This is a genomic window from Nostoc sp. KVJ20, from assembly GCF_001712795.1.
Classification (GTDB): domain Bacteria; phylum Cyanobacteriota; class Cyanobacteriia; order Cyanobacteriales; family Nostocaceae; genus Nostoc.
Map to the genome: position 1 here is coordinate 1 of NZ_KV757553.1, position 21,597 is coordinate 21,597.

Genomic DNA, 21,597 nt, shown 5'->3' on the forward strand with positions numbered 1-21,597 from the left:
ATATTCAGTCTACTTCAGTAGACTTTAGCTATGAGCCAGAGAATTCATTCTCTGGTGGGTTATGAAGCCCGCAGCGAAGCTATTTTTGGCTTAAGTTGACACCAGTGAGCAATGTGCTTTACCCCTATATTTGGTATTTTCTGTCAATGCGTAAGTCCTAAAATTATCAATCTTCAAGTCATTTTGACAAAATTTAGCTTGCTGGTTTAATCAAAGCTATGATTTTAAATTTTTGCTAAGGAACCTCATACGAATAAATTACCTTTTTTAATCGCTGAACCCCTACTAATCAAGGTTATTTTTTTTTCAAAGGAAAGTTATTTCACGACTCCTAATGTACTTAAATAGTTTTTTGTAATTTGATAACTTTCTTCTAAAAATGTATTAGATTGATTATATAACCTAACTTGTTAATTACAAAAGTGCCTATATAAGGTAAAGACAAAGATAAAAGCTCTCAGGTTAAGCATAAAACCTTTACTGGTGACTACATGAATTGATTTGGGTAATTTTTGAGTAATGATACTAAAAGTCGTCTAAATATCAATACCTTATTCCCCAAAGCAAATCCTCACAACATTACAGGCAAGCAAAACGGGGCAATTAATGAACATGCGTGTCAACTTAAGCCAAAAATAGCGTACTGATTAGTTGTTCACCCGCCAGGGAATATAATTAAGAGACTAAATTGCTCAAGTTTACTGAAGTAGACTGAAAATTTTCGCGCTCTTTAGTCCTCTTCAGAGGAATTTAGCTATGAGACGGGGATTTACAATCCCTGGCGGACGTGAGGTTTCGCGTTAAGTTGACACCAATGATTAATGAATTGCCCCCCGTTATGACTATTGTTTGCGTAAGTCCTGAATTAAATCTCGAAAGCACCTAACGCTTTGAGGACATCTTTTTGAGCTATCGTGATTCCTGTTACGCCTGTAATATTGGTTCCTTGATAAGGTCTGTCAGGATTGAGTGTTTTCAAAGATTCACCCGTTTGGGCATCCCAAATCTGAATAGTTCCGTTTTGGCTGCCGCTAGCGATCGCATAATGTTCTGTAGATTTGCCAAATGCGATATGCGATCGCATTGCATGAGGCAGGACAGGCAACACTTTCAGGCAAACTCCTGTATGTCTATCCCAAATTCTCACTGTTTGATCTAAGCTGCTACTTGCCAAAATATCACCTTCTGGACTAAAGGCGACTGACCAAACACTATTACTGTGTCCCTGAAATATATTCAGACATTCACCTGTATCAACCGACCACAGGCGCACTGTTTCATCTTCACTAGCGCTACTGAGAATTTGCCCATCTGGACTAAAAGCGATCGCTTGGACTCTACTAGTGTGTCCTTCTAAAATTTGGAGACATTCACCAGTGGAAATAGACCACAAGCGAATGGTTTGGTCTTCGCTACTGCTAGCGAGGATTTCACCATTGGGGCTAAAGGTAACGCACCAAATCCAACTGGAATGACCTTGCAATATATTCAGGCATTTTCCTGTATTGATAGACCATAAGCGAATGGTTCGGTCGTCACTGCCGCTTGCTAAAATTTGTCTATCAGGACTAAAGGCAACTGATTGCACCCAATTTACATGACCTTTCAAAATTTGCAGACATTGCCCTGTGCTAACTGACCAAATACGAACGGTGCGATCGGCGCTGCTACTGGCTAGCAAATCTCCATCTGGGTGAAACACTACGGAAGTTACCCAGCCACTATGTCCGGTGAATTTTTTCAGGCAAGTCCCCGTAATGACATCCCATAATCTCACGGTTTGGTCTGTGCTACCACTGGCAATTTGACCATCTGCATTAAAAGCAACTGAAAATACCGAATTACTATAGCCTTTTAAGGTTTTAAAGCATCTACCTGTGCTGACATCCCATAGCTTTACAGTTTGGTCTGTGCTACCACTGGCAATGGTTTGACCATCTACGTTAAAGGCAACTGAAAATATAGAATTGGTGTGTCCTGGTAAAATATTTAGGCATTGCCCTGTACTAGTTTCCCAAATTCTGACTGTTTTATCGTCGCTGGCGCTGACTAGCATTTGAGCATCGGGGCTAAAGGCTACTGAGCGGACGCGATCGCTATGTTCTTGTAATATATTGAAGCACTTTCCAGTACTAACTTCCCAAAGTCGAATCGTGAAATCGGCGCTACCACTGGCTAGGGTTTGCCCATCTGGACTAAAGGAAAGTGACCAAATGCGATCGCTATGTCCTTCTAAAATGCGATCGCATTCTCCGCTAATTTTCCAAAGTCGAATCGTGAAATCGGCGCTGCCACTAGCTAGAGTTTGACCATCTGGACTCCATGATACTGAGAGAATTCGATCAGTATGACCCGACAAAATTTTATGACAATCCCCAGTGTTGACATTCCATAATCTTATTGTTGGTTCATCGCCTCCACTAGCGAGGATTTGACCATCGGCACTAAAGGCAACTGACCAAATCGAACTTGTATGTCCTGACAAAGTTCTCAGACATTTACCAGTGTTGACATCCCACAGCCGAATCGTTTTATCACTACTACAACTTGCTAATAATTGCCCATCTGGACTAAAAGCAACTGACCAAACCCAACCCAGATGTCCGGCAAAATTGACAACAAGTTTCCCTGTTGCAACTTCCCAGATCCGAAGCCCACCTTCTGCATCTCCCGTAGCTAACAATGTTCCATCTGGGCTATAAGCAATGCCAGCAAACACCATACCAAAGGTTTCAGCAAAAACACACTGACTCAAATCAGAATATTCAAAATTAACATTATACAAATTCACATCTTGTAAATAGGCTTGCCAAATCGTTAAATTTGAAAAATTGTAGTTAGTTAAAGTTGATTGTAATTGACAAAGTAAATTTAAAATATTACCACCTGCGTATCCAGTTTTAAGTGACGATGTGCCTCGTAGCTTTGTTAAACATTGAGTTAGTATATTTTCAATTGCAAGCTTTTCACTTACTTCTATTAATAAGGTATCAAGTAATAAGCGTTCCAGAATCGGCTTCAGGATGAAACGAACTTGCGTTTCTCGCACATAATCTTTTGCAGTAGCTCTGAGTAACGCATGAGTTTTGAACAGCAGATTTTTTTGTTCAGCATTTGCTTCTAAACCTGCCAGAATTTCTTGACACACTTGAGTAACTAATTTCTCAGTGACATATTCCATCACCATCGGCTGAAGTGAAAACTGTGCCGGATGTTTTGCAATCAGTGTCAGCTTGTTTTTCTCAATTAAAGAGCGCTGCTCTAACGATTCTAGAACGTCAATTAATTTCTGTGGCGATATCGGGGGAAAAATATCTGATCGCAGTTCTGAAAATGAAGCAGAATCACGATAGATAGCCAGCCAATAAATCACTGCTTTCTCAGATTCAGAAAGCCGTTCAAATTGCTGATCAATTAGATTACGAATATTACCAAAAACAAATGTTTGCTGATTAAGAAAATCAGAAAGACTGCCATCAAACAAGTTTTGAATCGTAGTCGCTATAATTTTCAATGCTAGAGGATTTCCTGCATAACCTTCAATCAGCCGATTCCATTCTGTTGTTGAGCCTTGAAAGTTACCCTTTAACTGCAAAAGTTCTTGTGCTTCTGTTTTCTGCAATCCACCCAATTGAAAAACTCGAACGGGTAAGCTTGCTCCTTCTAGGAGGCGAACTTCTGGAGGCTGATCTCGACTTGTTAGTAGTAAACAGCTTTGATGACGAATTTCTCCAATTTGTCTAAATATTTCGCCATAAGCTTCATAGCCTTCGATATAAGATGATTTAGATTTATCGTTGTGTTGTAAGATGGTTTCAACATTATCAAATATTACTAAACAACGCTGCGATCGCAAATAATGCAACAGACGCGAAATTTTGCCTTCAACGGTTTCTGGATAATCAATTTCTTGTTGATTGGATAATAATTTCAATAACTCGGTTAATATCTCTTGTACAGGTGGCGCATTTCGCAGACTTCGCCAAATTACCCATTTAAACTCGCTCTGTAATTGTTGCGCCAGCTTGATAGATAGAGAAGTCTTTCCCATCCCACCCATTCCTAACAAAGCCACAAGCCGACAACGATCGACTAAAATCCACTGCTGTAACTGAGCTAGTTCTGCTTGTCTTCCGTAGAAAAAATCAACATCGATTGCATCTCCCCAATCTTGATACGAAGTCTTGACTTCTGTAATCAGTAAATTATTAGTAACTTTTACTCTCGTTTCTTCTTCGTGATTATTAAATATATTCTCTTTCTCTGGAATCGATTGTGCCGTCACATTTTCTATTTTAAATCGACGCTCAATTGCGGTTCTAAAACTTGTCTTATTAACTTTTTCTCCTAACACTTCTGAAAGGAGCTTCCATAGCTTCGGGCCAATATCATGTTTTAAGTAAGTTGGAGAATAGCCATAAATATCGGCAATGCGATCGTAACTTTGGCGTTCCAAAGACCAAGACTCACGCAACATAGCTTGTTGGAGATCGCTCAAATGAATTCTTGACTTGGCGAAAACGAGAGAGTCTGTAAATGCGAGTGCTTGATCGATATCCATTGCTGCGATCGACAAAAGTTAAATCCACTTAAAATTCTATAAGTAGAATGTGATAATTTATTTATCAGATAATAGCAAAAATAATATGCAATATTTTACAACTTCTTTACATAAAGCTTATGATTCAGTCATTAATTAGTCGAATTTGGGAATCACTTTTACGCTTACTATTACAGAGAATTACTCTTGTACTCACGCTGATGTTATGTGCTGCGATCGCGATCGCAATTTCTAATATGTCTGGGCTTTCATCGAGCTTGATTAAATCCCAAGCAGTTCAAAATGCTGCCTTAAATGTCCAATCATTGACTCAAGCTTTTGACCTCTATAGCGCCGCCGCCGCAGATCGAGCTAAACTCGTGCCTGGAGTTACCGTTACCCACGCTTACCTCAATACCAAGGGTGCAATCCCCTTACCCTCAACTTTTGCGATCGAGCTTGGTGAGCAAATTAGTGAAAAAAATTCTGAAATGTCTGTACGACTGTACAGTAACTATCCATATCCTTGGCGCACGACAGGGGGAGCAAAAGACGAATTTGAGCGCGATGCACTCAACTTCTTGAGAGAAAACCCTCGTCAAAAATTCTATCGTCTTGAGAAGAAAAATGGAAACACCACTTTGCGCTATGCACAAGCCAGTCTCATGAAACCAAGTTGCGTAACTTGTCATAACACAGACATCAATAGTCCAAAGAAAAACTGGGAAGTAGGAGATGTTGCTGGAGCCTGGGAGATTTCTCAATCTCTCGATAATTTAGTAACCAAAACCAACCAAAGTCTCCAAGGAACCTTCGCTATGTTAGGCGGTATGTCAGTCTTAGGACTCTCAGGATTGACACTTGTTGTTGGGAAACTCCGAGAAAACGCGAGAAGTTTAGAGCATAGAGTTAGAGAACGAACCACAGATTTAGCAGAAGCCAACACTGAATTAGAAAAAAGAAACGAATTAATTCGCCAAGTTTTCGGACGATATTTGAGTGATACGGTTGTTGCTAACTTGTTAGAAAGCCCTGAAAGATTAAAACTTGGTGGTGAACGACGCAAAATTACTATCCTCACCTCCGACTTACGAGGCTTCACATCTCTCTCAGAACGCTTTCCTCCAGAAGAGGTAATTCACATTCTCAACCTCTATTTAGAATACATGGCGGATGTGATTAATCATTATCAAGGCACTATTGATGAGTTTATGGGAGACGGTATTTTAGTCTTATTTGGTGCCCCGATCGCTAAAGAAGATGATGCCCTCAGAGCAGTTACCTGTGCTTGTGCCATGCAGTTAGCAATGGGTGGCGTGAATGAAAAAATGAAAACCCTCGGCTGGCCACCATTAGAAATGGGGATTGGGATTAACACAGGTGAAGTTATAGTCGGCAATATTGGTTCTGAGAAGCGGACTAAATATGGAATTGTCGGCAGTCAAGTAAATCTCACCTATCGAATTGAGTCATATACTAGTGGCGGTCAAATTCTCATTTCCGAGCAGACTTTTCAAGAAGTCGGTTCAAGCGTCAGAATTATTGGACAAAAGCAAGTTCAGCCGAAAGGTGTGAGCCAAGAAATTACCATTTATGAAGTATATGGTGTGGGTGGACGATACAATCTTTATTTGCCCAAAGAAGAAGAACTATTTTTTCCTGTTCCTCAAGAAATTCCGCTTTTATACACTATTTTGCATGACAAGCAAATGGGGAATCCGGTCTTTTCCGGGCGTTTAGTCAAACTATCAACAAAAGGAGCCGAATTACAGGTAGATATTCCCAATGTGATACCACCTAAATTAACGAACATTAAAATTAATCTTTTTACGTCTAAAAATTCAACCCAAGTGAGTGAAGATATCTATGCCAAAGTTTTAGAAAAAGTGGCAGGTAGAGGAAGCTTTTATATTCATTTTACGGCTGTTCCTCCTACACTATTAACTCAGTTTAATAATCTCTACCAGATAATTTCTCAATAACTTAATTCAACAGAATATCAACTAGAACATTCTTGTATAATTTTGCCTCATTTTAACAAATAGACAGTCCGCTTTATAGGAAAAACTCTGCATCTCTTTGCGCTTTTATTGGCGTTTAAACTAAAACCTATCATTAAAAAATTGAGTTGCAAAATACCTCTGTGGGTTCATGAAAACTGTAGGTACTTTTTATAACATTTAAAATGCATACTTCCATTTTCCTATCTGTGCGTAGATCCTCATGGCTAAAGTTGAAGAATTGACACCGCAGCAACTCTCCGAAACAGACCTGAAACCACGAGGGAGAGTTTATACGAGTCCTATCAGTTGGCGCGACCAGTTTTTGTACCAATTGGTATTAGATAGATTCAGTGACGACAATGAAAATCAAAGGGAACTGTTTGATCACACCAACCTTTCAAAATTCCAGGTCAAAGACAAAGCCGACTGGATGGCAGCAGGGACAAAGTTTGTTGGCGGTACTCTCAGGGGAGTTAAGAGTAAGTTAGATTACTTGCAACGATTGGGAGTAACAACACTGTGGATTAACCCACCTTGGCGACAACGTTCTGATTTAGAAGCTTACCACAGCGATCGCATTCAAGAATTTTTAGATGTTGACCCCCACTTTGGCACTCGTCAAGATTTAAGAGATTTGATTGATGCTGCCCACGATCGCAGGATGTATGTCATCCTAGATGTAACATACAACCAGAGTGCTGATAACTGGTTTCACAGAAATGATGTAATTGCAGCTTTAGCCAGAGTTTATCAATATTGGATTGCTCTTTCTGACTGCGATGGTTTGCGGATAGATAGCCTCAAGCACGTTTCTCCCGAAGATTCCCGCAAATTCTGCACAGCTATCCGCGAGTATGCCGAATATATCGGTAAAGACAACTTTTTACTGACTGGGGAAATAACCTCCGGTAGTATGGCTGGTGCATACATAGATATTATTGCCCGCAATCTCAGTGCTGTATTAGACATCGCGCAGACTCCTAATGAATTGGCTGCATTTGCAAAAGGTTTAGTACATCCCAAGCAATTTTTCGATTTGTATAGCGAAAACAATCTCGCTGGAGAATACCGCCAAACGGGGATATATCATGTCTCCATCTTGGATGATTATGAGATGTCATCCCGGACTAATAAGCAGCGATTTGCCGCAAACAGTAATGTCCCTAATCTCTATGAACAAGTTGCTCATGCTGTCGGTGTGCAATTAACTATGCCAGGAATTCCTGCTATTTATTATGGAACAGAACAGGCTTTTGATGGCAATGAAGGCTATCACGATTCCAGCATAGAAGGCGGAAGGTTTGCGGAAGATAGATATATCAAAGAAGCAATGTTTGGCGGTGCTTTTGGCGCATTTCAAACAGCAGACTGTCACTTCTTCGATATCGATCATCCTACCTATTTGCGGATAGCTGCGATCGCACGTATCCGTAACAGTCACGATAAAATTGGTAAAGCATTGCGCCGTGGACATCACTACCTGCGCGAAACATCCTTTTATAACTCCCCCTTTTCGATTCCCGGACAAGGCGAATTAGTTGCTTGGTCACAGACTTTATTTGACACAGAAGTGTTGATGGTACTAAATACCAACGGCTTAGAAAATCGCGGTGCAGAAGTGACAGTAGATACTTATATGCATCCTCAAGACTCTACTATGACCTTTTTATACAAAAGCGATTGGAGCGATGCCGATTTACGCAATCCACGACAGCACCAAACTGTACGTGTAGAACATCATAATGACCGTCGCGCAACTGTGCGAATTGATTTGCCTCCTTCGGGAATGGCGATTTTGGCGTAAGCTAACACCAGCATTTGGGCAAAGCTTTGGTTTTATCAAAATGCTTTGCCCCTGCAATTAAGAAATATCTACATTCTAATTTTCATCGAAATTTTCGTAATGGTTTATGTCCTTCTTGTAGACAATTTGTAGGCAAATCATTGCCACTCACTTTAAAGTCAAAACATGACAAAAAAAGATAGTTATGACTACCAACGAAATATCCGATACAGCCAATAATTAAAGTGATCGCAATCAATTTTATAATCAGATTTTTAGACAGATGAATAATGTCTTCATTAATAATTGCAAAAACCATGTAGAGGGTATAAGGTAGGCAAATCACATAAACAACAATTCCTAAGCCGAGACTAAGTATTTTTCGCAAAGCACCCGTCGTAGAAATTTCATGGAAAGGCACAAAAGGCAGGATAAACCACAATGTAGGGATACTCATCAGCAGTAATCCTGGCCATCTAATTGGTGAACGGTTGCGTGGAAGTAAAAGGCACGCTAGGAGAGTTGCTGATGAAGCTACCCAAATCAAGAAGATTTTCTCAAAGAAAATAACTTTAAAGGCTCCCAAGTTAAAGCTGAGATCCCACATACTTAGAGCTAATGTAATAGCAGCTAAGAGAAAGATCTTGATTTTTAGCTTAGTGTACTGCTCCATTTTTTTATCATTCATCTCTTCTTTGAGATAGTGTTTTTACTTAAACATATTTCTAGCAAAAACTTTCACTAAATACCTCTGAAGATTCATGAAAAACTGGATAACTATATTCCAAAATTGAATACTCAGATTTAAATGAGCCAAATTATATCTCCAAGTAGATAATCACTATGGACAATATAATTAATTACAACAACGATAAAGGACTCCTTGCTTACATTCAATTTCTAGCATCTAGCGCCCAAAAAATTGGAGATGGTAATACTGATAGAGTATTTGACTTCGAGGACGCACTCGACCAAACAGAAATGGCACAGCTAGCTGTTGATGAACTAAAAAAAATCCCTGAAGTCAAGGCATTATTTACAGAACGCTGGCTACCAGCCCCTTTCAATTTAGATGATTTAGCCAAACTCCCAGAAGGGACTTTAGGTAATGTTTATGCCAGAGGAATGAAAGCCAGAGGATTTGATCCCTATTTTTACAAAAAAGTTCCTGTTGTTGATGACATTTCCTATCTCAAAATGCTTTGGAGATCCACTCATGACATATATCATGTAGTTGCTGGATTTGACACCGATTTAGTTGGTGAAATTGGTCTACAAGCTTTTTTCTTAGCTCAGACTCCAATACCTATCAGCGTCATGCTTTTGAGTTTGAGTATGGTAATAATTAGCCTTTATCAACCGACTAATTTTAAAGCTTTAATGACAGAAATATCTCGTGGCTACAAGGTGGGTTCTCATACTCCAGGCAAGTTTATCGCGCAAAAATGGGATCAACTTTGGGATGTACCAGTCAGTGAAATTCGTGAGCATCTGGGAGTATATTCTACTCCGTAAAACTGCTAATTTAAGAACAGATATGTTGAAGAAGAAAATTCTAGATCCAAAGACGCGATAAATCGCCGTCTCTACAAGGATCAATCTTTCTGTCTTGATGACGATTTATCGTGTCTCTTGTCTTAACCGAACCATATTGAGAGTACGCGGACTCGTTAACGCTGCAAAGCACTGCTTTTTCGGTCAAAATTAATTCTGACTCCTGAATTCTGACTCCTGAATTCTGTTCGAGAAAAATTGCAACACCCTGCACTTTAGGAGTACAGGGTGTAAGACAGCTATATTTTGTGTGATTCCCAGCTTCTATTTACCTCAAAGCCAATCTCGATAAGCTGATATTTCATTTACGCTGATTTCAAATGGCATTCCCTTGCCAAATGGCGGATAAACGCGGATTTTACCATTGCTAGCAAACCGCTCTAACCTATTACCCAACTGGGCAATATTGCTGACAATATGCCAGTAAGATACTAAGTCAGGGCAATCAATAATTAATGTGAGGATGCTAGCATTTGTTGTGAGATACCACTGACAATTAGACAATAGGACTCGCGTAATGCGATCGCAGGCTAGAAAAAAGCATCTGCCAGCAGACTGTTCTAGCTCCATTTGCAGCATTCCATCCTGTTTTGTTACCTCAGTGGGAGGTAAATCATCGGGAGGAAGCAAGTATAGTTTAGAAGACATAATTTCGCACCTCTTGGTTGTAGCGCGTCAAACTGTCCAGGTTTTTTTGCAAATCCGCAGACGAGGGTTTGAGTGCTAGCGTACCTAAATCTAATTCGTCCTGAAATTTCTTGATTTTGTCTCGACAAGTCTCCACATCACCGATAATTGAATTCTCAATCAAATAATCTTCATCGAAACAAATATTTGTGCGATCAAATGGTTTTTGGTTGGGATTCGCACTATTTTGCAATACTTGAGCCGTATTAGCTTTCATTTTCTGGCTAAATTGGCGAACGAAAGGCAATGCCTCACTCACAGCCTCATCAAATGTTTTGCCAACAAAAAAGAAGCGTGCCAGCACCAACTTTTCCGCACCACTAGAATTTAAGGCTCGATATTTGGCAACAGTATCCTTCAATCTGTGTAGGGAAAATGGCGGCCCACCCATCAAGCTGAAGGAATGTTTAGCGGCAAACTCGATACCATCATCCCCACCAGTGGCAACATACACTGGTATTTGACTCTGCAATGGTTTTGGGTATATTGTCAGGCGATCGCACTGATAATACTTACCGTTAAATGATACATCAGTTTCATATAACAGCTTGTGAATCAGTGCGATCGCCTCTAGCATTTTAGGACGGGCTTCACTGGGGAGTGTCGCAAAATGCTTGTTTTGTTGGGGAAAGGGGCCGCCTTTCGCAACTCCAAACAATAATCGTCCATTGCAAAGGTTATCCAGAGTGGCAATATCTTCCGCTACCCGAATCGGGTTATGGAATGGCAGTAACACCGCCGCCGTCCCCAATTGGATAGTTGAAGTCAATCCCGCCAAATGTGCCATTAACAGCAACATAGACGGGCTGAGATTGGATTCACTAAAATGGTGTTCACTCACCCAGGCTTCCTCAAAACCTAAGCTTTCTGCCTGTTTTACCAGCGCGACTTGCTCAAACATGGCACGACGAGCATCTTGGTGATAATTATCGTAATTGCAGAAAATTCCAGTTTTCATTACTTGCGTTAATACTTTGTACTCACCGTAGGTGCTGGCTATTCTGGTTTGTAGTAAGCACTTTAGTGCTTAAATATTTGAAGACTAAATTCCTCTCTACAAACACATTTCCCCTCTTAATTAATGCGATGAATTACTAAGTTGCAACCCACTGCAACTCCAACCATAGGCGTGGGTTGTTCTCTTTTACCTTCGACATCGGATCGCGCAACAATCGCTTGGCATTCATGCAGACAACCTGGATTAAACCCATATTGTCTGCTACTTCTCTGAGTATTTCTTTTTGAGCTTGCACACAGGAAATCATTTCGTCAGAGCAATAAATTCCTATATATTGCAAACGTCTGGCAGGTCGTCCCCAAAAACAGGTGATGACTTTCACATAACACCCATCCAGCAATTCCCCAACTTGCGGATAGTAATGGTTGACGACTCTTGTGAATTCTTTAGCTAAGATATCTTCAGCAATCATTGGAACTGATATTTCTGTAGCGTCCATCACGCTATTTAATATAACATAATTTTGTCAGTTAAATATGACAAAATAGCCTAACAGGGTTAAATAAAATCTTAAATATTAATTGAATAATAATTCAGGAGTCAGAATTTAGAATCAAGATGCGATGCTCAAAAATACTCGCTATCTGCTTTTTCAGTCAGAATTAATTATGTTATACCATTTCACTCAAATCTTGATACATATAGATTTTTCGTAGGGGTTTAGCACTGCTAAACCCTTACCCATGTATTTGTATCATTATTAAAGTGAAATAGTATTAGCGGTAACGTGGCGTTTAGCCCATTCTGACTCCTGACTCTTGAATTCTGCTCAATAAAAAAAGAGGTGTACCTTATTTAGGTATCACCTCCGTGCGTAAAGCATCTTTATTGTTGAATCCTAACTTTTGAATTTTAATTATTATTATCGAGCATTGCGTTCACAAACTAAAACCTCTGCTACGATATCCGGCACATTCATACAGTCTGTAAATCCTTCAGAACCACGAATTGGTGATATGAATGTATAGTTTGGATCACACTCTCCATTGTCATATACTTGAATAAACCACCGATCGGGAAATCCTTCTACACCTAGTTCCACAGTGTACCAACTCTCGCCAATCAGACGAGAGTTAAAGATTGTGAACCACTCTCTATTTTCTTCTGAGATATTCCAATCTGCCATGAGCAGTTCTAAAGCTATTTGTCCTGCATCCGTTGAAGTCAACAGCATTTTTACTCCTTATTTGCAACTTCAGTATTTGCAACTTCAGTACTGGGAACTTCCGGGTATAAACCCAATTCTTTAGCTAGTTCACGCGCCACAAAAAATAAAAATTTTGCACCATCTTGATTGCCTTCATGGGCAAACATAGTTGCTACTTGTAACATTGTTTCTACGAAACCAGAATCAATCAATTCTGGCTTTGATTCCAAAATTTCTGGTTCTTGGCCATTAGGACATCTGAGTAATTCGTCAATCAGATTAAAATACAGTTGTTGGCGTTGTTCTGACATGGTATTTTTGTTGATTTGATTGGGTAAATTGTGAATAGGTTACTGTTCGATACTTTGCTGCCACAGCCTTTCCAACATTTCAACTTGTTCTTTTAAAACAGCAGCACGATGAACAAGATACCTGTCGTAAAAGAGAATCCCTAACCCAACACAAATCGGGGTTAACAAGAAGAACCATTGCAGGATAGTAGCAAATTTATATTGTTCAGCAACAGTCAGCATTTGATGAACCACATTACGATCAGAGGATTGAATGTTAGTCTGAGGGGAATGTGTACCCTCTATCCGGGGAGCCAAGGCGGGAGAATCTGTATTAGTGTTGTTAACTTCGTAAGCTAAATTCTGGGATTTTATTAACTCCAGATGTCGCTCCCAAATTATGCCAAATACTACTAGCCCTGGTGAAAGCACTGCTAAGGTAACGACGAAAACTGTAAGGACATTTAAAAGTTTGGCTTTCATCTTGGCTCTCCCTTGCTAGGTAGTATGCACCCCAATACTTCTCGGATTTTGGGGAAAAGGGGAACGGGAAAGGGAAAAGAAAAAATCTTTACCCCTTAACCTTTAACCTTTAACCTTTTTCCCAAACCCGATTCCGAGTTAAAAGTGATTAACCGAGAAGTATTGATATGCACCCAGTAAGAAAATATCTTTTGCTGTTTAGCTAAAGTAGTTATATATTTCTACCTCTGAAACAGTTTTGATATTAAAATATGTGTAAACGGTAATTTTCATAATTGTTAGTTCTCAGTTATTTTTCTCATCACCACTGATCACTGACTAATGAAAATTTACCAACTTTTTCACAAAATGTCGGATTATTCAGTCAGAAATAACGCACTTAGATTCTGGAACCTGCTTGCATCCTACTCTCAAAAGAGAGATTAAGAAGTCCCCCCTAGTTCACTCAGCTTGCGCTCAGGAATGTTGGGGGGTAGAGGGGAATCTCTGCGTAAATCCTATACGATTTATATCAGCCCCTCTCCACCAAACAGTTTACCCTAGCCCTGTTAAGATTATTAAATTCATTAGAATAGTACTCAAAGGCTGTAATTCCCATCTGATAAGTCTTATAAAAATTAATTGGGGTATGGGTGCTAGTGTTTTTGAGACGAGGCTCTAGTGTTTTCGAGGTGGGGTTCTGGTGTTTTTGTACTCAACCTAAATGCAATGTAGACAATGATTAAGGACTGTTTTTGATGCAATTTTGGACGGGCAAAATCTGCACTCAAAAGAGAATACCAATGCCTCTTGATCAAGATAGACTAATAATTTAAGAAAAGCAATTAAATGTTTTGAAAGCAAATTATATTTCCATAACAAATAGAAAAAATGGTGAAAATTATTCATATATACAGAATTACAGAAATCGAATCTCAACCAAAGAGACAATAGTCAGCAATTCCAAATGGTAAAATAGAAGGATGCTTCCCCAGTCCTCTGCTGAAGTGAGAATCAATGGGAACATCTTATAAAAGTTCTTCCTAAACTTTCATATTTTGTGGTTTAGTTAGAATACATAGTATATGCACTCATTGACACTACACTACAAATTAAATACACAAAAGCTTATTGTTATAAGTAAATACTCTGTACTAAGATTTAGGATTTTAGGAGTTAAATAATGCGGATTGCTCAAGACATAACAGAACTGATCGGACGAACTCCTTTAGTTCAATTGAACAAGATTCCTCAAGCTGAGGGAGTAGTAGCAAGGATAGTTGTCAAATTAGAAGGTATGAACCCAGCGGCTTCGGTGAAAGACCGCATTGGTTTAAGTATGGTACTCTCAGCAGAAGCCGCTGGCTCAATTTCCCCTGGAAAGACTATTTTAGTTGAACCCACCTCTGGTAATACAGGAATTGCTTTGGCGATGGTAGCAGCAGCGCGTGGCTACCGTTTGATTTTGACAATGCCAGAGACGATGAGCCAAGAACGACGAGCTATGCTGAGAGCTTATGGTGCATCTTTAGAGTTGACACCAGGTGCAGAGGGAATGCGGGGAGCAATTCGCAAAGCCGAAGAAATTGTGGCTAATACTCCCAATGCTTTTATGTTGCAACAGTTCCGCAACCCTGCTAATCCCAAAGTTCACCAGGAAACTACCGCCGAAGAAATTTGGGCCGATACAGACGGGGAAGTAGATATCGTTATTGCTGGTGTAGGTACTGGTGGGACGATTACTGGGATTGCAGAAGTACTCAAACAGCGCAAGGGGACTTTTAAAGCGATCGCAGTTGAACCCAGCAACAGCCCAGTTCTCTCTGGTGGTGAAGCTGGCTCACATAAAATTCAAGGTATCGGTGCGGGATTTATCCCAGATGTTCTCCGCCTAGAATTAGTTGATGAAGTAATTAGAGTCAGTGATGAACAAGCGATCGCTTATGGACGACGCTTGGCAAAAGAAGAAGGCTTATTATCTGGGATATCCTCTGGTGCAGCTTTGTGTGCTGCGATTCAAGTAGGTAAACGTCCAGAAAACGCCGGACGTTTAATCGTGATGATTCAACCTTCCTTTGGTGAACGTTACCTCAGCACACCTATGTTTCAAGATTTGTCCTTAGAAACTGCTGGGGTGCGTTAAGAAGATAAGGGGCAGAGAGGCAGAGGGAAAGGTGCAGAGGAAAAGAGTTTTCCCCCTACTCCCTTGCCTCTTTTTCAACTGACTATTTTCCGACTTATGGCCTCTCCAATCTCCATCAATGTCTCTTCCTCTTTGGGAGTAAATTCGTAGGGAATCGGCTTGGCAATGCCCAAAGTTCCATGCAATCGGCCATTCAACATCAGAGGCACCGTGATTGAGCCTTCTACCTTGGTTTCTTTTGCTGAGGGTATAGCCACCCCCGATTCGTCGGTTTGCAGGTTGCAAATCTGTACAGGTCGCTTGCGTTCGGCGGCGACACCGGCCATCCCTTTGCCAATGGGAATTACCGTCATTTTAGGCAACAGGAATTCTGGAATACCCTGGTAAGCCTTTAGGTGCAACAACTGGCTGTCCTGATCCAGGGTATGGATAGTACCTGTAGAGCAGTCAAAAGCGCCCAGGATTTCAGCCAGCAGGCCATTCCAGCCGATGGCAGATCCTTCGTCAGCCAAGGTTTCAAAAATGGGTTTGGTATCTAAAGTCATAATGGTAGAAAAGTTTTTTAGAGTTCCATAATTATTGTGAATTTTATGTCACACTTTTGTAATATAACTCCGAAAAATTGTAGGCTTAACTCACTTTTTGGAGCAAACGATTGAAATTATGGTTATTTAGGGACTTCCAAGTAAAAAATATTCCATTGGGATTGTTGATCGTTGACGGTTCACAGTCAACAGTCAACAACTTTAAGCGGAATAATTTATTTTTTGGAGTTCCCTAAGATAATGCCACACTATAGCAATCCGATAGCGAAGCGGTAGCGAGTCTTGTCTACGACACGCTACGCGAACGAGCGTCTTTGATTTCTGAATCACTCGTAGAGTTAAGGGACTGGGTATTGGGGACTAGGGACTGGGAAGAAGGAATAAAGGTGTACTGAGTTTTGTTCAAAAATCAAATATGATTCCTATAGATAAATCCAAATATTAATAATTAAAAATTATAAAGCTACAAATAGAAGCCGAATGGCAGAATAACCCAGAATCCCCGCAATTAGATTGCGGGGAGTGCGTTAAAAAGACTAATTCACTCCAAAGTTGTATATTGAGATTTGGGAGCATCGTCGCATCTCAAACTCAATAACTCACGATTTTAACGCAAATATCCTGTACTAATGTTTACAGTTGCCTTTCTTTTGGTGTTCATGACCATGTTCATGATGACCATGACCGTGGGAGCAGCCTTGCAAATTCTCTTTCATCAGATTGTCGCTAATTTGTTGCAAGGATTCATCCACAGCTTGTAAGCCAATCCAAGCATCAATCTTTTGTACATCAAATCCTACCTCGCGCTGTTCGCCTACTTCTAACAAAGGACGGCGAATCAACAACGGCTCTTTCAGCATCAGCGCCAAAGCGGTTTGTTCATCCACTTTTTCAGGAACTACCTCACCAGATTTTACCTTTGGGGCGGAAGGATTAAACCATTCAGCTACGGGGCGATCGCCAAAGAATGAGCGCAACCGTTCAACTGTCCAAGGTTCTGTTAGCAGGTTGTATGGTATCACCTCATGACCAGCAGCCGTAAGCAAAACTTTTTGCTTAGTACCACCTTTACAGCCTGGTTTGCTATAGAAACTTACTCTCGCCATGAAATTATCTCCTAATTACTCAATTGTTTGTAGTTGGCGCTTTAGCGCTAAAACGCCAACTACGAACCGATGAAATTAATCCCAACGATTCCTAATTAAAAATTCCTAGCCTGATGATTCACTAAGTCAAACTCAAATCTCTCATCTGGATCAGTTTCGCCGTAGATATTAAAAGTCACAGTTGGTTCATCTCCCATTGCTTCTACGCTGTGAATTGCATCGGAAGTGAAGCTAATAATATCCCCTGGAAATAGAGTTATCTCTCCCGTCTGTTCAATTTTGTCCTGAAATTCTGGGTTATTAGTGCGTCGCCAAAAAGTATTTTTTTCCTCACCTTTTAACACCGCCACTATTCCCCATGTCCCATGATTATGAATGGTTGATCTGGTTCCCGGTGCAAATGTTACTGTTTGCACCGTCAACGGAAAACCCAATTCATCATATAGGAGTAAAACAGAGTTTCCCGTTTTGGGTGAAGGCTCTAAATTTTGACTTTGCACCCAGTAGGAATTTACTATCAAGCGCCTTACGAGCATCCGAATTTCTGGCAGACAATTGGCTTCATTGTCACCACTGTTGAGAACATCTTCCACCTCAGTTAAAAACCGATAAAGGCGGTAATTTTCTCTCAATAAATCCCATGCTCTCACAGATTTACAGGCTTGATACTGACCGTCCCCCGTTAGCAGCCAATCCCTACCTTTCATAACTTTTAAATTGATAACGGCGAAGATTGGATAATCAGGATCGGAGAGACATTAGGAATATTACCTACAGGAAGTTTAGTAGGTATGGTGATGGGAGGAAAGATAGAGTTACTATCAGTAGTCGCTCCTAACAGCGAGTAAGAAGAATATGATCTAGTAGATAACCAATTGTTCATGATTGTTCACCTTGATTTTTGATTGCTGACTAATTAACGAACTTTGGGGGTTTAAGTCCCCAGCAAGACAGGCAGCCCGTTTTGAGTCGGGGTCTAAATCTCCGTCACAAAACGTAATTGCGAATTGTTTTAATCATCTTCTTCTGGCGGACGTGTCAAAATATCCAGCAGAATCCCAGCACCAAAATCATTCTTGTCGTCTATCTGTTTGACTCTGGTACTGATTTCTTTTGCTTCCTCGATTGCCCCTAAATTTGCTAGTACTAATCCAGAAGCAGCATAAGCGTTTAAGTACAATCGAATTTGTGGGTCTTCTTTGCGATTGACTAATATCAACTTAAGTTGCTCCCAATCATCAGGTAATTTTTCTATTTCTTTAATTTTATCTAATAATTTGATTGTTGTTTGTAGTGCAAGAGAATAATTATTTTTATAATAGAAAAATCTATATGCTGCTACTAAGACATCTGTATTTTCACCAGTCTGTGCTAAAGCTTGTTGAATATACTTTTCCGACTCTGATGTGTTTTCCCAGTTTTGTGCAGCTAAAATTAATAGATTTTTGATGTCTTCTGGAACCTCGAACCATGAGAATTTGTTTGTATTAGCTTGCATATTGGTAACTGGGGAGTGGGGAGTAGGGAATAGGGAGTGGGCAATAACTCAGCATAATTACGAATTACGTTAGCGCAGCGTTAGCGACGCAGGAGCGTCATTACGAATTACGAATTGTTAATGCCCCACTCCCCTTTAAAACAAAGTAAGAACGTACACCAAGGTGAATAATACAATCCAAATAATGTCTACGAAGTGCCAGTAAATTTCTGTCATTTCGATGAAAGTATGATTGGTTGCAGAATATTCACCGGGAAGACGCGATCGCCACAATACTCGTAAAATCAATAACAGTCCCACAAAAACGTGCAAACCGTGGAACCCAGTCATGATATAAAAGCAGTTGGCGAAGACGTTGGTAGTCAGTCCGTATCCTAAAGTTGAATACTCATAAACCTGACCACCCAAGAAAATTGCCCCCATGATTGCAGTAATCGCATACCACAGTTGCATTCCCTTGACATTATTCTTTTTAATCGCCTTATCACCGAAGTGAATCACGAAACTACTAGACACCAGAATAATGGTGTTAATTGTCGGCACAAGTAGTTCTACTTCAGTTTCTTCTGGAGGCCAAACTGCTGTAATACCTCTAAAAAACAAGAAAGTGGCAAAAAATCCGCCAAACATCAAGGATTCAGAGGCGAGGAATGTCAAAAGTCCCCAAACTCTTAAATCGGGATGTTCTTCGTGTCCTGCACTGTGATCTTCGCTTGTCGTAGCTATGGTCATATTGTTTACCCTTAAAGGTGAAGCGTCGGGCAATTGAATTCTTCACAATCTTGATTCTCTTGTGGGATGGGTGTCTCACCCGTCTTAGATTCAGGGCGAGCAGGATGCCATTGGTGTCAACTTAAGCCAAAAATAGCGTACTGATTGGGTGTTGTTCACCCGCCAGGGATTGTAAATCCCTGACTAATTGCTCAAGTCTACTGAAGTAGACTGAAAATTTTTGCGCTATGAAGTCCTCTTCAGAGGACTTTAGCTATGAGACAGGGATTTACAATCCCTGGCGGACGTGCGGTTTCGCGTTAAGTTGACACCAGTGGCTTTTCGGCCCACCCCACAAGAGTTATTTCATCACTAAGCACTAGCTTCCGGCGTTGCAGATGTCTCTACTTCATTACTATGACCATGACCGTAGTCATAAGGGCCATGAGTCACAACAGGCAACACTTCCCAGTTTTCAATTATGGGTGGTGAGCTAGTTGTCCATTCTAATGTCAAAGCTTGCCAAGGATTATCACCAGCCAAAGGCCCTTTCAGCCAACTGTAAATCATGTTGATGGCGAAAGGAATTACCGATATCCCCAAAACAAATGAACCAAAGGTGCAAATTTGATTGAGGTCGATAAATTGGGGGTCATACATTGCCACTCGTCGGGGCATTCCTTTCAAACCCAACTCGTGCATGGGTAAAAAGGTCAGATTAGTACCGATGAAGGTGAGGGCAAAGTGAATCCGTCCCCAGGTTTCATTCAGCATTCGTCCGGTCATTTTGGGGAACCAGTGATAAATACCGGCGTAGATACCAAACACGGAACCGCCAAACAGAACGTAATGGAAATGTCCAACAACATAATATGTGTCGTGGACGTGAACATCAAAGGGGGCTGTTCCCATCGTCACACCACTTAAGCCGCCCATGACAAACATGGATAACAAGCCAATGGCGAAAAGCATTGCACCGGTGAAGCGGATTTTACCACCCCAGAGGGTAGCAACCCAGGCAAAAATCTTCACGCCAGTGGGAACTGCAACTATGAGGGTGGAGATGGTGAAGAACATCCGCATCCAGCCGGGTGTACCACTGGTGAACATGTGGTGTACCCAAACGAACAAACCCACAACGCAGATGGCTACACTAGAATAAGCGATCGCTTTATAACCAAAAATTGGCTTACGAGCGTGAACTGGAATTACCTCCGACATGATGCCGAAGATGGGCAGAATCATTAAATATACTGCCGGGTGAGAATAAAACCAGAATAAGTGTTGATAAATTACAACGTTTCCACCTGCATCTGGTTTAAAGAAGGAAGTGCCAAAGTTGAGGTCAAACAACAGCAGAACTAAACCGGCTGCTAATACAGGTGTGGAGAGAAGCGCCAGGATGGAGGTTGCCAAGATTGCCCAGCAAAACAGGGGTACTTGATCCCATTTCATGCTAGGAACCTTCATCATCAAAATGGTGATCACAAAGTTCAGTGAACCCAAAATTGAAGAAGTTCCTACCAAGACGATCGCAAGTATCCACATAGTTTGAGCGATTGGTGCTGTCACCAAACTCAATGGTGGGTAAGCTGTCCAACCAGATTGCGAACCGCCAAAAATGAAACTACCTAATATCAGTAATCCGGCTGGTGGGTTTAACCAAAAGGCGATCGCATTCAGCTTCGGGAAAGCCATATCCCTAGCACCAACCATCAACGGCACTAAATAGTTACCAAATCCGCCAATAGCGCTAGGGACAATCCACAGGAAGATCATGATCGTCCCGTGATTGGTCATGAAAGCGTTATACAAATTGGGGTCGAGTACGTCTGCATCTGGTGTTGCTAATTCGACACGGATAGCGATCGCCATCAGTCCGCCGATGAGATAGAACACAAACGCCGTCACTAGGTATTGGATACCAATAACCTTGTGGTCAACATTAAATGTAAAATAATCTTGCCATTTCCACGCCTTCGGATGAGAGGTGTGGCCAGCCACCATTTCCGGTTTATTTCCTTCTGGTGGAGTATTCCGTGGAAATTCTACCTGTGTCATATTTTTTACCCTTATGCAAAGTCCAGGGTTAAACGTCCTGCAATTTTAG

Annotated in this window: 19 protein-coding genes; 4 read left to right on the forward strand and 15 right to left on the reverse strand. The window is 40.8% G+C overall.

Translation table 11 applies throughout. The features are described from left to right. Window positions 1-865: 865 nt before the first annotated feature. Window positions 866-4,561 carry a WD40 domain-containing protein gene (locus tag A4S05_RS03375; RefSeq protein ID WP_069068414.1) on the reverse strand — a complete coding sequence of 1,232 codons (3,696 nt, stop codon included), beginning with the start codon at window positions 4,559-4,561 and terminating at the stop codon, window positions 866-868. A 119-nt stretch (window positions 4,562-4,680) separates the two neighbouring features. Here A4S05_RS03375 and A4S05_RS03380 point away from each other — a divergent pair, with 119 nt between their 5' ends. Continuing rightward, on the forward strand, window positions 4,681-6,522 hold the full coding sequence (locus A4S05_RS03380) for an adenylate/guanylate cyclase domain-containing protein (RefSeq protein ID WP_069068415.1): 1,842 nt from the start codon (window positions 4,681-4,683) through the stop codon (window positions 6,520-6,522). 241 nt (window positions 6,523-6,763) lie between these two features. After that, window positions 6,764-8,347: an alpha-amylase family glycosyl hydrolase gene (locus tag A4S05_RS03385; RefSeq protein WP_069068416.1), complete on the forward strand. Its 1,584-nt coding sequence runs from the start codon at window positions 6,764-6,766 to the stop codon at window positions 8,345-8,347. 82 nt (window positions 8,348-8,429) lie between these two features. Here A4S05_RS03385 and A4S05_RS03390 read toward each other — a convergent pair whose 3' ends face one another. Then, the gene (locus tag A4S05_RS03390) at window positions 8,430-9,014 is read right to left on the reverse strand and encodes a hypothetical protein (RefSeq protein WP_069068417.1); all 585 of its coding nucleotides are present in this window, start codon (window positions 9,012-9,014) and stop codon (window positions 8,430-8,432) included. A gap of 155 nt (window positions 9,015-9,169) precedes the next feature. Here A4S05_RS03390 and A4S05_RS03395 point away from each other — a divergent pair, with 155 nt between their 5' ends. Further along, entirely contained in the window at window positions 9,170-9,841 is a 672-nt protein-coding gene (locus A4S05_RS03395; protein WP_069068418.1) for a Coq4 family protein, read from the forward strand. 312 nt (window positions 9,842-10,153) lie between these two features. Here the strand turns inward: A4S05_RS03395 and A4S05_RS03400 are convergent, their stop codons facing one another. The 6 genes from A4S05_RS03400 to A4S05_RS03425 form a co-directional block, all read right to left on the reverse strand. After that, the gene (locus A4S05_RS03400) at window positions 10,154-10,528 is read right to left on the reverse strand and encodes a hypothetical protein (RefSeq protein WP_069068419.1); all 375 of its coding nucleotides are present in this window, start codon (window positions 10,526-10,528) and stop codon (window positions 10,154-10,156) included. Beyond that, a complete protein-coding gene (locus tag A4S05_RS03405) occupies window positions 10,518-11,525 on the reverse strand; it encodes an LLM class flavin-dependent oxidoreductase (RefSeq protein ID WP_069068420.1) in 1,008 nt (335 codons plus the stop codon). The genes A4S05_RS03400 and A4S05_RS03405 overlap by 11 nt, the downstream gene beginning before the upstream one ends. A gap of 136 nt (window positions 11,526-11,661) precedes the next feature. Beyond that, window positions 11,662-12,024 carry a hypothetical protein gene (locus tag A4S05_RS03410; protein WP_069068421.1) on the reverse strand — a complete coding sequence of 121 codons (363 nt, stop codon included), beginning with the start codon at window positions 12,022-12,024 and terminating at the stop codon, window positions 11,662-11,664. 423 nt (window positions 12,025-12,447) lie between these two features. Continuing rightward, window positions 12,448-12,759, reverse strand: coding sequence for a hypothetical protein (locus tag A4S05_RS03415; protein WP_069068422.1), 312 nt, complete (start codon window positions 12,757-12,759; stop codon window positions 12,448-12,450). A 2-nt stretch (window positions 12,760-12,761) separates the two neighbouring features. After that, window positions 12,762-13,043, reverse strand: a complete 282-nt coding sequence (locus tag A4S05_RS03420) for a hypothetical protein (RefSeq protein WP_069068423.1) — start codon at window positions 13,041-13,043, stop codon at window positions 12,762-12,764. A gap of 39 nt (window positions 13,044-13,082) precedes the next feature. After that, a complete protein-coding gene (locus A4S05_RS03425) occupies window positions 13,083-13,505 on the reverse strand; it encodes a hypothetical protein (RefSeq protein WP_069068424.1) in 423 nt (140 codons plus the stop codon). 1,162 nt (window positions 13,506-14,667) lie between these two features. Between A4S05_RS03425 and cysK the strand changes: the two genes are divergently transcribed. Further along, window positions 14,668-15,627 (forward strand): cysteine synthase A, encoded by a 960-nt coding sequence (cysK, locus tag A4S05_RS03430; protein WP_069068425.1) that lies wholly within the window; start codon window positions 14,668-14,670, stop codon window positions 15,625-15,627. Window positions 15,628-15,701: 74 nt separating this feature from the next. Here cysK and A4S05_RS03435 read toward each other — a convergent pair whose 3' ends face one another. The 7 genes from A4S05_RS03435 to ctaD form a co-directional block, all read right to left on the reverse strand. Then, entirely contained in the window at window positions 15,702-16,172 is a 471-nt protein-coding gene (locus A4S05_RS03435) for a GAF domain-containing protein (RefSeq protein ID WP_084226965.1), read from the reverse strand. Between the two features lie 626 nt (window positions 16,173-16,798). Beyond that, the gene (locus A4S05_RS03440; RefSeq protein ID WP_069068426.1) at window positions 16,799-17,278 is read right to left on the reverse strand and encodes an ArsC/Spx/MgsR family protein; all 480 of its coding nucleotides are present in this window, start codon (window positions 17,276-17,278) and stop codon (window positions 16,799-16,801) included. Window positions 17,279-17,373: 95 nt separating this feature from the next. Continuing rightward, window positions 17,374-17,985 (reverse strand): cysteine dioxygenase family protein, encoded by a 612-nt coding sequence (locus A4S05_RS03445; protein WP_069068427.1) that lies wholly within the window; start codon window positions 17,983-17,985, stop codon window positions 17,374-17,376. Window positions 17,986-17,990: 5 nt separating this feature from the next. Then, entirely contained in the window at window positions 17,991-18,161 is a 171-nt protein-coding gene (locus A4S05_RS41315) for a hypothetical protein (protein ID WP_176726902.1), read from the reverse strand. A 129-nt stretch (window positions 18,162-18,290) separates the two neighbouring features. Next, window positions 18,291-18,776 (reverse strand): hypothetical protein, encoded by a 486-nt coding sequence (locus A4S05_RS03450; protein ID WP_069068428.1) that lies wholly within the window; start codon window positions 18,774-18,776, stop codon window positions 18,291-18,293. Between the two features lie 135 nt (window positions 18,777-18,911). Then, window positions 18,912-19,508: a cytochrome c oxidase subunit 3 gene (locus A4S05_RS03455; protein WP_069068429.1), complete on the reverse strand. Its 597-nt coding sequence runs from the start codon at window positions 19,506-19,508 to the stop codon at window positions 18,912-18,914. A gap of 351 nt (window positions 19,509-19,859) precedes the next feature. Further along, window positions 19,860-21,548 carry a cytochrome c oxidase subunit I gene (gene ctaD / locus A4S05_RS03460; protein ID WP_069068430.1) on the reverse strand — a complete coding sequence of 563 codons (1,689 nt, stop codon included), beginning with the start codon at window positions 21,546-21,548 and terminating at the stop codon, window positions 19,860-19,862. Between the last annotated feature and the right edge of the window lie 49 nt (window positions 21,549-21,597).

Bases quoted from the DNA above. Each gene is read 5' to 3' on its own strand.
- A4S05_RS03375 (WP_069068414.1), bottom strand. From the start codon at position 4,561: ATGGATATCGATCAAGCACTCGCATTTACAGACTCTCTCGTTTTCGCC.
- A4S05_RS03380 (WP_069068415.1), top strand. From the start codon at position 4,681: ATGATTCAGTCATTAATTAGTCGAATTTGGGAATCACTTTTACGCTTA.
- A4S05_RS03385 (WP_069068416.1), top strand. From the start codon at position 6,764: ATGGCTAAAGTTGAAGAATTGACACCGCAGCAACTCTCCGAAACAGAC.
- A4S05_RS03390 (WP_069068417.1), bottom strand. From the start codon at position 9,014: ATGAATGATAAAAAAATGGAGCAGTACACTAAGCTAAAAATCAAGATC.
- A4S05_RS03395 (WP_069068418.1), top strand. From the start codon at position 9,170: ATGGACAATATAATTAATTACAACAACGATAAAGGACTCCTTGCTTAC.
- A4S05_RS03400 (WP_069068419.1), bottom strand. From the start codon at position 10,528: ATGTCTTCTAAACTATACTTGCTTCCTCCCGATGATTTACCTCCCACT.
- A4S05_RS03405 (WP_069068420.1), bottom strand. From the start codon at position 11,525: ATGAAAACTGGAATTTTCTGCAATTACGATAATTATCACCAAGATGCT.
- A4S05_RS03410 (WP_069068421.1), bottom strand. From the start codon at position 12,024: ATGGACGCTACAGAAATATCAGTTCCAATGATTGCTGAAGATATCTTA.
- A4S05_RS03415 (WP_069068422.1), bottom strand. From the start codon at position 12,759: ATGCTGTTGACTTCAACGGATGCAGGACAAATAGCTTTAGAACTGCTC.
- A4S05_RS03420 (WP_069068423.1), bottom strand. From the start codon at position 13,043: ATGTCAGAACAACGCCAACAACTGTATTTTAATCTGATTGACGAATTA.
- A4S05_RS03425 (WP_069068424.1), bottom strand. From the start codon at position 13,505: ATGAAAGCCAAACTTTTAAATGTCCTTACAGTTTTCGTCGTTACCTTA.
- cysK (WP_069068425.1), top strand. From the start codon at position 14,668: ATGCGGATTGCTCAAGACATAACAGAACTGATCGGACGAACTCCTTTA.
- A4S05_RS03435 (WP_084226965.1), bottom strand. From the start codon at position 16,172: ATGACTTTAGATACCAAACCCATTTTTGAAACCTTGGCTGACGAAGGA.
- A4S05_RS03440 (WP_069068426.1), bottom strand. From the start codon at position 17,278: ATGGCGAGAGTAAGTTTCTATAGCAAACCAGGCTGTAAAGGTGGTACT.
- A4S05_RS03445 (WP_069068427.1), bottom strand. From the start codon at position 17,985: ATGAAAGGTAGGGATTGGCTGCTAACGGGGGACGGTCAGTATCAAGCC.
- A4S05_RS41315 (WP_176726902.1), bottom strand. From the start codon at position 18,161: ATGAACAATTGGTTATCTACTAGATCATATTCTTCTTACTCGCTGTTA.
- A4S05_RS03450 (WP_069068428.1), bottom strand. From the start codon at position 18,776: ATGCAAGCTAATACAAACAAATTCTCATGGTTCGAGGTTCCAGAAGAC.
- A4S05_RS03455 (WP_069068429.1), bottom strand. From the start codon at position 19,508: ATGACCATAGCTACGACAAGCGAAGATCACAGTGCAGGACACGAAGAA.
- ctaD (WP_069068430.1), bottom strand. From the start codon at position 21,548: ATGACACAGGTAGAATTTCCACGGAATACTCCACCAGAAGGAAATAAA.